Genomic DNA, 13,309 nt, shown 5'->3' with positions numbered 1-13,309 from the left:
AGGGATGAAATGCGGAAGTACTTCTCGTCTCTGCTGGCCGCGGCCGCGCTCGCCGGCGCCGCCGCCCTCCCCGTCGTGGCGGCGACGCCCGCTTCGGCGGCCGCGACCACGTGCGCACCGGCGAGCCACGACTACACGGTCGCCGAGGAGAAGGTGCCGGTCCACTCCTCTATCTCCGCGAACGCGGCCGTGATCGACTACGTGTACAAGAACAACTCGGTGCACGCCTACTGGGCCTGCACCAACAGCTCCGGCAACCCGTGGGTGTGTATCGGCAGTTGCAAGGTGACCGAGGACGCGATCTCCGGCCGATGGGTCTACCGGGTCTACCTGCGCTGACCGAATCATGCTGCTCCACAGCGCCCGGCCCGCCCTTCACGGGGCGGGCCGGGCGCTGTGCTGTGTGCCGCTCAGTCCACGCTGGGCTCGCCCTGGAGGCGGACGGTGCTGAGGATCTTTTGCACCGTGGCCTCCGGGACCTCGTCCTTCACGCCCTTGGCGCCGTAGAACGTCCAGGAGACGAAGTCGCCCTGGGAGTTCTTGAAGGCGAACACGGTGGCCTTGCCGTCCGTGTCGCACTTGCCCGTCTTCGGCACGCCGGACGACGTGGTCGTCGCCACGCTGCCCTTGACGCCGGAGTCGGTCGTGAAGTCCTTCGGCTTACCGATCGTCAGGAGCTTCTTCGAGGAGTTCTTCTGGTCGGTGTAGCCGCCGAACACCCACCACGCCGAGTCGTTGCGCGCGACGTCCTGAGTGTTCTTCGCGCCGTTCTGCCCCTTGGTGCCCGCCCCGGCGAGGGCGCTGTCGTCCACGGTGCCGTCCTTGTCGTCGTCGGACGTGCACCACTTCTCCTTGAGGAACGCGGGTGCGGACATCGTGATGAGGGGCTTGCCGGTCTCGTCCTTCGCGTCCTCGAAGCCGGTGATCAGGCCGTCCGACTTGACGACCCAGTCCGCCGGTACGTCGAACGCGGTCCCGTACTTCGGGTTCACGACGACCTGCCAGCCCGGAATCGTCGCCTTCGGCGCGTTCGACGGGTCGCGCGGGTTGACGTCGTCGCTCGCGTCGGGGCTCGGGTCCTTGGAGGCGGACTTCGTGGGGGGCTTGGACGGCTTCGAGTCCGCCTTGTCCTGCTTGTCGCCCCCGATCACGAGGAACGCGGTCACGCCGGCGGCGACCACGACGGCCGCGGCCGCGACGATCGCGGTGATCTTCGTCTTGTTGCCGCCGCCGTTGCCGCTCGGCGGCTGGGGAGCGCCCATCGGGACCGTCGGGGCACCCCACTGCCCGGGAGGCTGCTGCCCGGGCTGCTGCTGGTACGGATTGGGCTGCTGCTGGTAGCCCGGCTGCTGATAGGGGTTGGGCTGTTGCTGGTACCCCGGCTGCTGGTACGGGTTCTGGTCCTGCGGGTTCTGCTCGCCCCCGGGCGGCTGCTGTCCTGGCCACATGGCGCACAACAATAGAGGGCCGGAGAACCGCCGGCACCGTCGCCCTGTACCGGACGTGCAACGGTTCGCCGGCGGCCTCGTCACCGCGCCGCGTGTCAGGAGTCGCTGACGTCCACGAGCCGCACGGTGCTGAGGATCTTCCTGACCGTGGAGTCGGGCACCTCGCCCTTGACGCCCGTGGGCCCGACGAACGACCAGGACGTGAAGTCGCCGTCGGCGTCCTTGAAGGCGAACACGGTGGCCTTGCCGTCGGAGGAGCACTTGCCGTGCTTCTTCTGCGTCACGCCCGTCGAAGAGGCGGTCACCAGGCTGCCGTTGAGGCCGGACGCAGTGGTGTACGACTCCGCCGGCTTCGTGGTGATGCTCTTCTTGTCGGGCTGCGTGTACGCGCCGTAGACCCACGTCGTGGCGTCCGCGGTGGCGGCGTCCTGCGTGCTCTTGGCCCCGTTGTTCCCCCGCGACCCGGTCGCGCCGAGGGAGGTCTCCTCCTCGTTGCCGTCCTTGTCGTCGTCGGACACGCACCACTTCTCGTTGAGGAACGCCGGGTTGCTCATGGCGATGAGCGGCTTCTCCTCCGGGTCGCCGTCCTTGGAGACCCAGTTGACCCAGCCGTTCGACTTCACCAGCCATGTGGCGGGAACGTCGAACGCCAGGCCGTGGTCGCTGTTCAGCACCGTCTTCCAGCCGTCCACGGTGGGCTCGACCGCGCCGCCCGCGCGCGGATTCCCGGTCGCGCTCGACGCGGCTGCCGAGGGCTTCGTGGGGCCGGGTCCGGCCTCGTCGTCCTTCTTGTCCTTGTCGCCGCCGAGGACGAGCACCGCGGTCACCGCGGACGCGACGACGACCACGGCCGCGACCACGACGGCGATGAGAGCCGTCCGGCTCCGCTTCGGGGGGTCGGGCGACGGCTGGGGTGAACCCGCGGGAATCGTGGGCGCGTTCCAGACCTCCTGTCCGGACTGCTGCGGATACGGGTTCGGCTGCTGGTACGGATTCGGTTGGCGGCCCTGCGGGTTCTGCTCGCCCCCGGGACCCTGCTCTCCTGGCCACATGGCGAGCAACGATAGAGCCACTGCCGGGCCGAGGATGGCCAAGGTCGCTACTCGTGGGTAACATCTCGGGCCATGAGCGCTGACCAGATGTCGATCGGCGAGATGCTCGCCGCCACCGTGCCGATGGCCCGGACCCTGAACATCGAATTCCTCGAGACCACGCCGGAGAAGGCCGTAGTGGCCCTGCCGGACCAGAGCGAGTACCACAACCACGTCGGCGGACCCCACGCCGGAGCCATGTTCACGCTCGGCGAGTCCGCGAGCGGCGCGATCGTCCTCGCCGCCTTCGGGGACCAGCTGTCGCGGGCGGTGCCACTCGCGGTACGCGCCGACATCGCGTACAAGAAGCTCGCCATGGGCCCCGTCACGGCGACGGCCACGCTCGGGCGTCCGGCCGAAGACGTGGTCGCCGAGCTCGACGCGGGGGAGCGTCCCGAGTTCCCGGTGACGGTCGCGATCCAGCGCGCCGACGGTGCGGTGACCGGGGAAATGACGGTCGTCTGGACCCTGCGCCCCAACAGCTGAGCCGGACATCTCCGTTTCCCCTGAACGGGTAGGCTGCCCGGCGTGCGCACCCGGGGGAGCGCGCGCCGGGCACACGCCCACCGACACGGGAGGAATCGGCGTTGCACGTCCAGGAGTGGCTCGACACGGTACCGGCGGTCGCCGTCTACGCACTGGTGGCCGGGGTCATCGGCCTCGAGAGCCTCGGCATCCCGCTGCCGGGCGAGATCGTCCTCGTCTCGGCGGCCCTGTTGTCCTCCCAGAACGGTGACGTCAACCCGATCGTCCTCGGCGCCTGCGCCAGTGCGGGAGCCGTCATCGGCGACTCCATCGGCTACGCCATCGGCCGCAAGGGCGGACGCCCCCTGCTGGCCTGGCTCGGCAAGAAGTTCCCGCGCCACTTCGGCGAGGCGCATGTCGCGACCGCCGAGCGCTCCTTCGAGAAGTGGGGCATGTGGGCCGTCTTCTTCGGCCGCTTCGTCGCCCTGCTGCGCATCTTCGCGGGCCCGCTCGCGGGCGTGCTGCACATGCCGTACTGGAAGTTCCTCACTGCGAACCTGCTCGGCGGTGTCATCTGGGCCGGCGGCACGACCGCCGTCATCTACTACATCGGCGTGGTCGCCGAGGACTGGCTCAAGCGGTTCTCGTACTACGGGCTGGGCGCGGCCGTGCTGATCGGCGTGGCCTCCATGCTGATCGTCAGGCGCAAGGCGAAGAAGGCGGCGGCCGAGGCGGAGCCGGTCCCGGCCGCCGACTGACCGGACCGGTCAGCTGTCCTCGTGCGCCGCGCGGTGGGCCTTCGCCAGGTCCACGTAGAGCGTGCCGTTCAGGGTGATGCCCGCCCGCTCCTCGTCCGTCAGTGGCCGCTTCACCTTGGCGGGCACGCCGGCGACGAGTGAACCCGGCGGGACCTGCATCCCCTGTGGGACAAGGGCCTGCGCGGCGACCAGGGACCCCGCGCCGATCACCGCTCCGTTGAGGACCGTGGCGCCCATGCCGACGAGGCAGTCGTCCTCGACGGTGCAGCCGTGCAGGACCGCGTTGTGTCCCACGGAGACCCGCTCGCCGACCGTCACCGGGAAGCCGGGATCGACGTGCACGGTGCAGTTGTCCTGGATGTTGCTGTCGGCGCCGAGCACGATGGGGCCGCAGTCCGCGCGCAGCACCGCGCCGTACCAGACACTCGCCCCGGCGTGCAGGGTGACCTCGCCGATCACGACGGAGGTCGGCGCGGCGAACGCCTCGTCGTCAAGCTCCGGATCCTTGCCGCCGATCCCGGTGATGAGTGCCTGCTGGCCCATCGCTGTGTCTCCTCTTACGTCTTCCGCACCGACTGTGCCACGCCAGAGCGAACCGTACGGGACGGCCCTGAGCAGGTGCCGCGTGGGGCGAAGATCACAGGCCAGGGCTCTGCACGGGGGCGTACGGCTGAGTAACGTGAGGCTGTGCCGAAGAACTGGAACGCGTTCTCATCCCGCGACTTCACCGGACGCCTGGCCCATCGCGCGGTGCAGGCGGGCTGGCGCCTGGCGCAGCGCGCGGGCGCGGTGACCGCCGCGCATCCCGGCCGCTACCGCTTCGGATCCCTCGGACACGGCACCAAGCTGGCCTTCCCGCAGGGCACGGTCTTCGGTGAGCCCTGGATCCATCTCGGCGCGCACTGCATCATCGCCGAACAGGTCACTCTCACCGCCGGCCTGATGCCCGACCTCGACCTCGGGGCCGAGCCGATCCTGCGCATAGGCGACGGCGTCGTCCTCGGCCGCGGCAGCCATGTCATCGCCGACACGACGGTCACGATCGGCAGCGACTGCTACTTCGGGCCGTACGTCTACGTGACCTCGACCAACCACTCGTACGACGACCCGCATCAGCCCATCGGCAAGCAGTGGCCACGGATGGAGCCCGTGGAGATCGGGCCCGGCTGCTGGATCGGGACCGGCGCGGTGATCCTGCCGGGGGCGCGGCTCGGCCGGAACGTCGTGGTGGCCGCCGGTGCCGTCGTACGAGGCGAGGTGCCGGACCACGTGGTGGTGGCCGGCGCGCCCGCCAGGGTCGTACGGAGCTGGGACGAGAGGAACGGGTGGCAGCCGCCGCTGCGCACGCCCGCCCCCGCCCCGATCCCCGAAGGGGTCACCTCCGAGCAGCTCCTCGCGCTCGCCGGCCTGGAAGAGAGCGAGGAGGTCGCAGAGGGCGTACAGCCGGGCACCGCCTAACCCGTCGCCAGCAGCACCGTGCCCACCAGCGCGAGGCCCGCCCCCGCGGCCTGCACCCCGCGCAGCCGCTCCCCGAGGAAGCCGCGCGCGGCCAGCGCCGTGACGACGGGGTAGAGCGAGGCGAGCACGGCGGCCACGGTGACCGGGCCCTGCTGCGCGGCCATCGCGTACGTGCCGTTGGCCGCCACGTCGGCGAGGCCCACGAACGCCAGTGCCGGGAGCGCCGAACGGACGACCGCCATTCCGCCGTCCTCGGGAAGGGCGCGGCCGCCGCGCCGCACGGACACGTACAGGGCCGTGCCACCCGCCGCCACGTTGGTCACCCGCTGCACGAAGAGCGCCAGGAACAGACCCGACACGGTCGTCGAGGCCTCCGCGATCAGGGCCATCACCGCACCGAAGCCGAACGCCGCGAGCAGCGTGAGCAGGACGGCCTGGCGCTGCACGGGCGCGCCTCTGAACTGCGGCCCGCCGGCCAGGACCACCCCTGCGACGGCCACGCCGATGCCCGCGAACCGGAGCAGTCCCGGACGCTCCCCGAGCACCAGGCCGACGGCCACGGGGACGGTGACGCCGAGCGAGCCGAGGGGCGAGACGACGCCCATCGGGCCGAGGGCGAGTGCCTTGTAGAAGGCGAGCATGGCGACCGGGCCGACGAGACCGGCCGCGACGGCGAACCAGAGCTGCGATCCCGCCTCGCTCCAGGCGCCGGTCGCGGCCACGATCGCGCCGAGCACGGCGACGGCGATGCCCTGCGAGACCACCACGACCGTGAGCGCGGGTGTGCGTCGGGTGAGGAGCCCTCCGCCGAAGTCGGCCAGGCCCCACAGGAGGCTGGTGGCCAGGGCGAAGAGTGCTGTCATGGTCGGCCTCGCAGTACAGTGTGGTGAACATCGGTGAATGCTTTGTTGCACCACACGTTAGTTCAATCAATTGAACGCTGTCATCCAAAATATTGGACGGAATGTGTCGGACCTCGATCTGCTGACCCAGTCCCTCGGCCGCAACGTCAAGCGCTGGCGCACCGAGCGGGGCTTCACCCTCGACGGTCTCGCCACCCGAGCCGGAGTCAGTCGCGGCATGCTCATCCAGATCGAGCAGGCCCGCACCAACCCGAGCATCGGCACCGTCGTCAAGATCGGTGACGCGCTCGGCATCAGCATCACCACCCTGCTCGACTACGAACAGGGCCCGAAGGTCCGCATCGTCCCGCCCGAGCAGGCCGTACGCCTGTGGAGCACGGACGGCGGCAGCTACAACCGCCTCCTCGCCGGGACCGAGGCGCCCGGCCCTCTGGAGATGTGGGACTGGCACCTGGAACCGGGCGACGGCAGCGGCTCCGACCCGCACCCCGCCGGCACGGTGGAGCTGCTCCATGTGACGGCCGGGGAGCTGACCCTGGTCGTGGACGGAGCCGAGTACCGCGTGCCGGCCGGATCCAGCGTCTCGTTCGAGGCCGACGCCTCGCACTTCTACCGCAACGACGGCGCGGAGGCGATGGAGATGACCATGGCCGTGTCGGTGCCGCCCGTACGCTGAGACGCCCGGATCCCCCGTCCCGGACGGCTGTTAGCGTGCGGCCATGCGCGCACCCATCGGAGATTTCGACCACGTCCGCCCCGCTGTCGAGGCGCTCGACCTGCTGACAGGCCCGGTGGCCGACGCCGTACGTAACTGGCACGGCACGGTCCCGGCGGAGCAGCTGCTCCACGTCGACACCGAGCCCGAGTGGGCGGACACGGCCACGTTCGTCGAGCGGTACGGCCCCGAGCTGCTCGAAGATTCGGCGAACTGTGTCGTCGTCGCCGGTAAGCGCGGCGGCGAGACGACACTCGCCGCGTGCCTGGTGTTCTCCGGGACCAGGGTCGACGTCAACGGAGCCGTGCGCCGTCAACTGGGCGTTCGCAAGGCGTCGTTCGCCCCCATGGAGACGGCCACCGGAGTCACGGGCATGGAGTACGGCGGCATCACCCCGATCGGGCTGCCCGCAGACTGGCCGCTCCTCGTGGACGCGGCCGTCGTCGACCGGCCGCATGTCCTGATCGGCAGCGGAACGCGCCGCGGCAAGCTCATCGTGCCCGGCAAGGCATTCCTCGACCTGCCCGGCGCGGTGGTCCTCGAAGGGCTCGGCGTGAACTGACCCCGCCCCCGGTGAACGAACCCGGAGGCCGCCGCGTCTGAGGAGCGGCTCCGCGCAGCGGCGCGGGGCAGGGGCGGGGAAACGGGTGGGGCGAGGCATGAGAATCCGGACGGTGGCCGTGCTGGCCGCGGCGTCGGTGTCGCTGGTGTCGACTGCGGCCTGCGGCACGGCAGTTCCCGAGGGTCTGGTGGTGACCGGCTCCTCACCGGCCGCCCCCTACCGCGGCCCTCTCAAGGCGAAGGCGCCCGACATCGACGGTGACGAGGACAACGTCCAGGGCGGGGGCGCCGCCGTCCTCGCCCTCGAATGCGCGGGCCGGCCCTATCAGGGCGGCGGCGGGGACGACGGCTGGGGCGCGTCGGACGGCGCGGACTCGCCGGACCAGGCCCTGAACGCGCTGGTGACCGACGAGTTCTCCCGGTCCCTGCCGCGGCGCGGCTATCGCGTCGAGCGCGAGGCGGGCCGCCGTGTCCTGTACTCGTACGACGTGGCCGGCCGCACCCGTGTGGCCGTGATCGTCGCCAAGGACCTGCCGCGCAGGCCGGGCTGGGGTATGGAGACGTACGCCCAGTGCGATCCGTCCGAGTTCGCCCGCCGGGACCGCGCCCACCTCGACATCCGGGTGTGGGCGGACCGCGACGGGCGCGCCGTTCCCGCCTCCGAGATCTTCAGCGCGACCGGACCGGAGCACTGCGACTGGCAGTCCGCGGAGTTCCTCCACCTCGGGGACCGCCAGTACCTGCGGGACCCCGAACACGCGCTGCCCCGCGAACTCCTGCACTCCTCGTACGCGCCGAGGACGCGGCTGCCGGACGGGGCCACGGACACCGGATACCGCGACGGGCGGCGCCAACTGTGGCTCTCCGCCGACAAGTCCGACGCGTATGTGCGGACCGGGGGCGGCGTGGAGCGATGGCCGGGGGCGATCGAGCCGATCGCGTGCCGGTGAGGACCGGGGCGCTTAGGCTCCCTCCCAAGGGCAAGCGCTTTCCCGCCCTGTGTCACACCGCCCCGACCGGCCTGGATGAGGAGCCCCCAGATGCTCTCCGAACCCGCCCTCCCGTCGACCGACTTCCCGCATCCCCTGCCCGGCGCCATCGGCCTCTCCCACCTGAACGCCTACGAATGGGAAGCCGCCGACGGTGTGTGCGGCGGCACCCCGCATCTGCACCTCGTGTGCACGGAGGCCTACGTCGTCACCGGCGGCCGCGGCGCCGTCCAGACGCTCAGCCCCGGCGGCTACCGCGAAGTCCCTCTGGAGGCGGGCTCGGTGGCGTGGTTCACGCCGGGCACCGTGCACCGGATGGTGCAGGGCGGCGACCTGCGCATCACCGTCCTGATGCAGAACAGCAGTCTGCCGGAGGCCGGGGACGCGGTCTTCACCTTTCCGCCCGACGTGCTCGCCGATCCGGAGCGGTATGCCGCCGCAGCGGCACTTCCGGCGCGGACGGGACCCCTGGCGGCGGCGGCTGCGCGGCGGCGGCGTGACCTCGCCGTGGAGGGCTATCTGCCCCTGCGCGAGGCGCTGTTGGCCGGCGACGCAGGCCCTTACCTGGAATTCCAGCGCGCCGCCGCCCGCCTCGTCCGGGACAAGGTGCCCGCCTGGCGCGAGCTGTGGCGGGCCGGCGCACTGGCCACCGCCGAGCGCACCGGCACCCAGCTCGCGGCCCTCGAATCCGGCGACCCCGCCTACCTCACGGGATCGTCCTCGTACGACACGGGTCCCACCCGGCGCGGTGGCTACGGCATGTGCGGCCGCCGCGACGAGTACGAGCTGCCAGGGACCACGCTGCCGCAGCGCGACGCGTAACCGGCGCTTCGCGCGCGGCAGTCACCGGGATGTGGCGGTCAGCCCAGGCGGGGAATCTCGATCGCCGGGCACTTGTCCATGACCATCGCAAGTCCCGCCTCGCGCGTGCGGTCGTACGCCGCCTCGTCGATCACGCCGAGCTGGAACCAGACCGCCTCCGCGCCGATCGCGCGGGCCTCGTCCGCGACCTGGCCCGCGAGGTGGGAGTTGACGAAGACGTCGACCACGTCGACCTTGAACGGGATCTCGTCGAGGGACGCGTAGCCCTGCTCGCCGTGGACCGTCTCGGCCTTCGGGTGGACCGGGACGACGCGCTTGCCGAAGTGCTGGAGGACCTCGGCGACGCCGTACGCGGCGCGCGCCCGGTTCGAGGAGAGGCCCACGACCGCCCAGGTGTCACCGAGCTCCGTGAGGATCCTGCGGACCGTCTCCTGATCGCCGTACATGCGCTGCCTCCTGGGGTCGACGGGCTTTCTCCGTGGTCAACAGGGCGGTGCGCTGCGGGATTCCCCGGTCAGTGGCGCTTCAGACCTCGCGTGGGACCGGGGCTTCGTCCGGCCGGGCGTCCCGTCGGTCGGGAAGTCCGAGGAGATCCCGCAGCAGTTGTCCGTCGCCGGGCGGCAGGGCGGAGACGAAGCGGGCGAGGACTGCCTCGCGGTTCGTCTCGCCGTCGAGCACCTTGCGCATCCGCAGAGCGGCGAGCGCCGCCCCGTCGGCGGCCGGTGTCCACAGGAACGAGCGGCCGTCCCGGGCGCGGGTCACCGCGCTCTTCGCGAGGAGCCGCGTCAGGATCGTCACCACGGTCGTGTAGGCGAGGCCGCCGCCGACCCGCTCCTGGACCCAGGCCGCCGTCACGGGACCCGGCGCCTCGCGCAGCGCCGCGAGGACCTGGGCCTCCAGCTCGCCCTGCCCCCGGCGCCGCGGCCGCCGGCCGTCGTGTACGTCCCGCGTCATGTCCCGTCGCCTCCGTCCCGCACGCTGGGCGCCACATCCTATTCCGGAGCGATGGGCGCTCAGGTCAGCCCACGTGGACGCGGGGCCGCAGGGTGGTGTCGGGCTCGGCGCGGCGCAGCACCTCGCGGGTGACCGGCGCGACCTCGCCGTCCCCGAACACCAGGAAGCGCAGCAGATGGCTGACGGGGTGCCCCTCGGTCCAGTTGAAGTACGCGTGCGGCACCTCGCCCGTGCGGGCCCGCAGGGTCATCAGGACGGCCGCGATGGTGTTCGGCACGCCCGCACCCTGGACGCGCAGGCGGCGTACGCCGTGTTTCTCGTCGCCATGGACCTCCACCGGCGCGGTGAAGTCCGACGAGTCGTGGACGAAGACCTCCAGGAACAGGACGGGCCGTCCGTCCGGGATGTGGGTCTGCTCGCGCTGGCTGTACTCCTTGACGCGGTACTCGGCCGTGGAGTGCTCGTCGGGCTCGTTCGCGATGATGCGCAGCGGACCGTGGCCCGCGGCCTCGTCGACGATCCGCGCCGCCGTCTCGTCGAACGTGACATCGCCCGCGCGCAGTTCGAAGGCGCGGTGCACGCGCGACGCGAAGGAGGTGAGGAGGATCCCGACGATGAACAGGAGAGCGATCTTGATGCCGTCGGGCCGCTCGATGACGTTCGTGACGAGCGTGTACCCGAACACGGCGGTGATCGCCCCGAAGCCGACGGTCGCGGCCTTGCGCCCGCGCGAACGCACCGCGACCGTCGAGGCGAACGATGCCGACAGCATCAGGACCAGGACACCGGTCGCGTACGCGCCGCTCTGGTCGTCCACGTTCGCGTTGAACCAGAGCGTGATGAAGACCGCGATCGTCATGAACAGCAGCACCAGCGGGCGGACCGCGCGCGTCCACTCCGGGGCCATGCCGTAGCGCGGCAGGTAGCGCGGCACGAGGTTGAGGAGCCCCGCGAGCGCGGAGGCTCCGGCGAACCACAGGATCGCGATGGTCGAGACGTCGTACACCGTGCCGAAGCCCTCGCCCAGGTACTGGTGCGCGAGGAACGCGAGGGCTCGCCCGTTGGCCGGGCCGCCGCTCTCGAACGCGGACTGGGGGATGAGGATCGTCGTCGCGAGGCTGGAGAGCAGCAGGAAACCGCTCATGATCAGCGCGGCCGTCGTGAGCAGCTTGCGGGTGTCGCGCACCCGGCCCGCGGGCCGCTCGTACGTGTCCGTGGCGTCGCCCCGCACCTGCGGCATCACGGCGACGCCCGTCTCGAAGCCGGACATGCCGAGCGCCAGCTTCGGGAAGACGAGGAGGGCCACGCCGATCATCGCGAGGGGCGAGGAGTGCGCGGCGGTCATGGCGTCCCACCAGTTGCCGATCTTCACCGGCTCGGTCAGGACGTGCCACGCGGCGGTGATGAGGACGACCACGTTCAGTACGAGATAGAGGGCGACGAGCACGACCGCCACCCGTATCGCCTCACGGAATCCCTTGAGGAACACCGCGCCGAGACCCGCCACCAGGAACAGCGTGATCCAGGTGTTCGCGCCGTCGAGCGAGGCGGGCGCGAAGGGGTTCTCGACGACGTGCGCCGCGGCGTCCGCCGCCGACAGCGTGATCGTGATCATGAAGTCCGTGGCGGCGAACCCGAGCAGCACGAGGACGAACAGCTTCCCCGCCCACCACGGAAGGAGCCGCTCCAGCATCGCGATGGAACCCTCGCCGTGCGGGGACTCCTTGGCGACGCGGCGGTAGACCGGCAGCGCGCCGCCGAGCGTGAGCGCGATCAGGACGAGGGTGGCCAGCGGGGAAAGGAGTCCCGCGGCGAGCGCAGCGATGCCCGGCTGGTAGCCCAGGGTCGAGAAGTAGTCGACACCCGTCAGGCACATCACCCGCCACCAGGTGTGGCCCTTGTGTTCGTCCGGCGGTGTGCCGTGCGGGCCCGGATGCCGGGCCGTCGTCTCGCTCAGACCTTCGAGGAGCCAGGACCGCCATCGTGGGGACGGCGGCCGGACAGCCGTGCTTTCGGCGCGATCGGTCTGCGTGCCGGTCATGGGCGGAACTGCTTTCTGTCGTGCCGGTACGGACCCGGGGGTGCATGCGCGCGGGAAGCCGCGGGGCGTTCGCCCCGCGGCTTCCCGCGACGACGAGCGAGTATTCACCACCGCGTGACCCGGGCGACGGGCGGGGGCGAGCGAACCCCGGCACGCGGCATACGCTGGCCGGATGCAGGACGAGTACCGCACCGTGGCCCGTGAGGGCGTGCACGAGACCGAGATCAACCGCTCCCGGTTCCTGTGCGCGCTCGCGCCCGCGGCCACCGAGCGCGAGGCCCAGGACTTCGTGGCGCGCATCCGCAAGGAGCACCCCACCGCGTCCCACAACTGCTACGCGTACGTGATCGGCGCCGACGCCTCCGTGCAGAAGGCGAGCGACGACGGCGAACCGGGCGGCACGGCGGGCGTCCCCATGCTCCAGATGCTCACCCGCCGCGAGATGCGCTACGTCGTCGCCGTCGTGACCCGCTACTACGGAGGCGTGAAGCTCGGCGCGGGCGGCCTCATCCGCGCCTACGGAGGAGCGGTCGGCGAGGCGCTCGACGCGCTGGGCACGCTCACCCGGCGCCGCTTCCGGCTCGCCACCGTCACCGTCGACCACCAGCGCGCCGGCAAGGTGCAGAACGACCTTCGGTCCACGGGACGTGAGGTGCGTGACGTCCACTACGGGGAGGCGGTCATGATCGAGATCGGTCTGCCGGACGCCGACGTGGACGCGTTCCGCGCGTGGCTGGCCGATGTCACCGCCGGCACCGCGGAGTTCGAGCTCGGGGGAGAGGCGTACGGGGACGCGTGAGCGGCTCCGGCGGGCGGGGCGCGTGAGCGGCGGAGCAGGTGTCGAGACGCGAGTAGCCGGCCGTCATGTCCGACGGTCCGTGGAACGGGGCGCAGATCAGGTTTCCTGCGTACCGGTGCCTGTCCCTTCCCCCCGTGTTTCTTGTCGAAGGCCGCTGTCGCTGAGGTATCTCGCACACCGCCGACGGGCCTATGTGCACGATGCGGTACTGGTAACGGGTTCGCTCCTGCCGCCGTTGCTGGTCGACGCTGATTACCTCACTGGAGAACACCCAGAAATCTACGCTCGCTGGAGTAGACATTGGCCAGTGTGCTGATTATGGTTTCTCACGTACCCAGGGAGACA

General features: G+C 71.2%; 16 protein-coding genes. 9 read left to right on the top strand and 7 right to left on the bottom strand.

Going from position 1 to position 13,309, the window contains the following annotated elements:
* The first annotated feature begins 9 nt into the window (after positions 1 to 9).
* Positions 10 to 339, top strand: coding sequence for a hypothetical protein (locus tag ACIPWY_RS22560; protein WP_393702881.1), 330 nt, complete (start codon positions 10 to 12; stop codon positions 337 to 339).
* Between the two features lie 71 nt (positions 340 to 410).
* Here the strand turns inward: ACIPWY_RS22560 and ACIPWY_RS22555 are convergent, their stop codons facing one another.
* Both ACIPWY_RS22555 and ACIPWY_RS22550 read right to left on the bottom strand, forming a co-directional pair.
* Positions 411 to 1,448, bottom strand: a complete 1,038-nt coding sequence (locus tag ACIPWY_RS22555; RefSeq protein WP_393702879.1) for a hypothetical protein — start codon at positions 1,446 to 1,448, stop codon at positions 411 to 413.
* Between the two features lie 95 nt (positions 1,449 to 1,543).
* Complete coding sequence (locus ACIPWY_RS22550) at positions 1,544 to 2,500, bottom strand: hypothetical protein (protein ID WP_393702877.1); 957 nt, start codon at positions 2,498 to 2,500, stop codon at positions 1,544 to 1,546.
* 87 nt (positions 2,501 to 2,587) lie between these two features.
* On the opposite strand from ACIPWY_RS22550, the gene ACIPWY_RS22545 reads away from it, so the two are divergent.
* Complete coding sequence (locus tag ACIPWY_RS22545) at positions 2,588 to 3,025, top strand: DUF4442 domain-containing protein (protein WP_362910030.1); 438 nt, start codon at positions 2,588 to 2,590, stop codon at positions 3,023 to 3,025.
* 101 nt (positions 3,026 to 3,126) lie between these two features.
* Positions 3,127 to 3,762, top strand: a complete 636-nt coding sequence (locus tag ACIPWY_RS22540; protein WP_362909998.1) for a DedA family protein — start codon at positions 3,127 to 3,129, stop codon at positions 3,760 to 3,762.
* A 9-nt stretch (positions 3,763 to 3,771) separates the two neighbouring features.
* Here the strand turns inward: ACIPWY_RS22540 and ACIPWY_RS22535 are convergent, their stop codons facing one another.
* Entirely contained in the window at positions 3,772 to 4,305 is a 534-nt protein-coding gene (locus ACIPWY_RS22535) for a gamma carbonic anhydrase family protein (protein WP_362910000.1), read from the bottom strand.
* A 144-nt stretch (positions 4,306 to 4,449) separates the two neighbouring features.
* Here ACIPWY_RS22535 and ACIPWY_RS22530 point away from each other — a divergent pair, with 144 nt between their 5' ends.
* The gene (locus tag ACIPWY_RS22530; RefSeq protein ID WP_393702874.1) at positions 4,450 to 5,220 is read left to right on the top strand and encodes an acyltransferase; all 771 of its coding nucleotides are present in this window, start codon (positions 4,450 to 4,452) and stop codon (positions 5,218 to 5,220) included.
* Here ACIPWY_RS22530 and ACIPWY_RS22525 read toward each other — a convergent pair.
* Entirely contained in the window at positions 5,217 to 6,083 is an 867-nt protein-coding gene (locus ACIPWY_RS22525; RefSeq protein ID WP_393702872.1) for an EamA family transporter, read from the bottom strand. The two genes, ACIPWY_RS22530 and ACIPWY_RS22525, sit on opposite strands and share 4 nt — an antisense overlap.
* A gap of 103 nt (positions 6,084 to 6,186) precedes the next feature.
* Here ACIPWY_RS22525 and ACIPWY_RS22520 point away from each other — a divergent pair, with 103 nt between their 5' ends.
* From ACIPWY_RS22520 to ACIPWY_RS22505, 4 genes are all read left to right on the top strand, one after another.
* Positions 6,187 to 6,759, top strand: coding sequence for an XRE family transcriptional regulator (locus ACIPWY_RS22520; RefSeq protein ID WP_362910006.1), 573 nt, complete (start codon positions 6,187 to 6,189; stop codon positions 6,757 to 6,759).
* Positions 6,760 to 6,802: 43 nt separating this feature from the next.
* The gene (locus ACIPWY_RS22515) at positions 6,803 to 7,360 is read left to right on the top strand and encodes a YbaK/EbsC family protein (RefSeq protein ID WP_393702870.1); all 558 of its coding nucleotides are present in this window, start codon (positions 6,803 to 6,805) and stop codon (positions 7,358 to 7,360) included.
* Between the two features lie 97 nt (positions 7,361 to 7,457).
* On the top strand, positions 7,458 to 8,309 hold the full coding sequence (locus tag ACIPWY_RS22510) for a hypothetical protein (protein WP_393702868.1): 852 nt from the start codon (positions 7,458 to 7,460) through the stop codon (positions 8,307 to 8,309).
* 90 nt (positions 8,310 to 8,399) lie between these two features.
* Positions 8,400 to 9,170: a cupin gene (locus ACIPWY_RS22505; protein WP_393702866.1), complete on the top strand. Its 771-nt coding sequence runs from the start codon at positions 8,400 to 8,402 to the stop codon at positions 9,168 to 9,170.
* Between the two features lie 38 nt (positions 9,171 to 9,208).
* On the opposite strand, the gene ACIPWY_RS22500 is transcribed toward ACIPWY_RS22505, so the two are convergent.
* The 3 genes from ACIPWY_RS22500 to ACIPWY_RS22490 all read right to left on the bottom strand — a co-directional run bounded on the left by ACIPWY_RS22500 (position 9,209) and on the right by ACIPWY_RS22490 (position 12,165).
* The gene (locus tag ACIPWY_RS22500; protein ID WP_393702864.1) at positions 9,209 to 9,616 is read right to left on the bottom strand and encodes a CoA-binding protein; all 408 of its coding nucleotides are present in this window, start codon (positions 9,614 to 9,616) and stop codon (positions 9,209 to 9,211) included.
* A gap of 79 nt (positions 9,617 to 9,695) precedes the next feature.
* Complete coding sequence (locus ACIPWY_RS22495) at positions 9,696 to 10,124, bottom strand: BlaI/MecI/CopY family transcriptional regulator (RefSeq protein ID WP_393702862.1); 429 nt, start codon at positions 10,122 to 10,124, stop codon at positions 9,696 to 9,698.
* A gap of 64 nt (positions 10,125 to 10,188) precedes the next feature.
* Positions 10,189 to 12,165, bottom strand: coding sequence for an amino acid transporter (locus tag ACIPWY_RS22490; RefSeq protein ID WP_362910018.1), 1,977 nt, complete (start codon positions 12,163 to 12,165; stop codon positions 10,189 to 10,191).
* A 172-nt stretch (positions 12,166 to 12,337) separates the two neighbouring features.
* On the opposite strand from ACIPWY_RS22490, the gene ACIPWY_RS22485 reads away from it, so the two are divergent.
* On the top strand, positions 12,338 to 12,964 hold the full coding sequence (locus ACIPWY_RS22485) for a YigZ family protein (protein ID WP_362910020.1): 627 nt from the start codon (positions 12,338 to 12,340) through the stop codon (positions 12,962 to 12,964).
* Positions 12,965 to 13,309 lie beyond the last annotated feature (345 nt).

This window comes from Streptomyces sp. NPDC090032 (assembly GCF_044748025.1).
Lineage (GTDB): Bacteria > Actinomycetota > Actinomycetes > Streptomycetales > Streptomycetaceae > Streptomyces.
The sequence above is the reverse complement of the archived record's forward strand: the minus strand, read 5'-3'. Positions and strand labels throughout refer to the sequence as shown.

Bases quoted from the DNA above. Each gene is read 5' to 3' on its own strand.
- ACIPWY_RS22505 (WP_393702866.1), top strand. From the start codon at position 8,400: ATGCTCTCCGAACCCGCCCTCCCGTCGACCGACTTCCCGCATCCCCTG.
- ACIPWY_RS22560 (WP_393702881.1), top strand. From the start codon at position 10: ATGCGGAAGTACTTCTCGTCTCTGCTGGCCGCGGCCGCGCTCGCCGGC.
- ACIPWY_RS22525 (WP_393702872.1), bottom strand. From the start codon at position 6,083: ATGACAGCACTCTTCGCCCTGGCCACCAGCCTCCTGTGGGGCCTGGCC.
- ACIPWY_RS22545 (WP_362910030.1), top strand. From the start codon at position 2,588: ATGTCGATCGGCGAGATGCTCGCCGCCACCGTGCCGATGGCCCGGACC.
- ACIPWY_RS22510 (WP_393702868.1), top strand. From the start codon at position 7,458: ATGAGAATCCGGACGGTGGCCGTGCTGGCCGCGGCGTCGGTGTCGCTG.
- ACIPWY_RS22555 (WP_393702879.1), bottom strand. From the start codon at position 1,448: ATGTGGCCAGGACAGCAGCCGCCCGGGGGCGAGCAGAACCCGCAGGAC.
- ACIPWY_RS22495 (WP_393702862.1), bottom strand. From the start codon at position 10,124: ATGACGCGGGACGTACACGACGGCCGGCGGCCGCGGCGCCGGGGGCAG.
- ACIPWY_RS22500 (WP_393702864.1), bottom strand. From the start codon at position 9,616: ATGTACGGCGATCAGGAGACGGTCCGCAGGATCCTCACGGAGCTCGGT.
- ACIPWY_RS22515 (WP_393702870.1), top strand. From the start codon at position 6,803: ATGCGCGCACCCATCGGAGATTTCGACCACGTCCGCCCCGCTGTCGAG.
- ACIPWY_RS22535 (WP_362910000.1), bottom strand. From the start codon at position 4,305: ATGGGCCAGCAGGCACTCATCACCGGGATCGGCGGCAAGGATCCGGAG.
- ACIPWY_RS22485 (WP_362910020.1), top strand. From the start codon at position 12,338: ATGCAGGACGAGTACCGCACCGTGGCCCGTGAGGGCGTGCACGAGACC.
- ACIPWY_RS22550 (WP_393702877.1), bottom strand. From the start codon at position 2,500: ATGTGGCCAGGAGAGCAGGGTCCCGGGGGCGAGCAGAACCCGCAGGGC.
- ACIPWY_RS22490 (WP_362910018.1), bottom strand. From the start codon at position 12,165: ATGACCGGCACGCAGACCGATCGCGCCGAAAGCACGGCTGTCCGGCCG.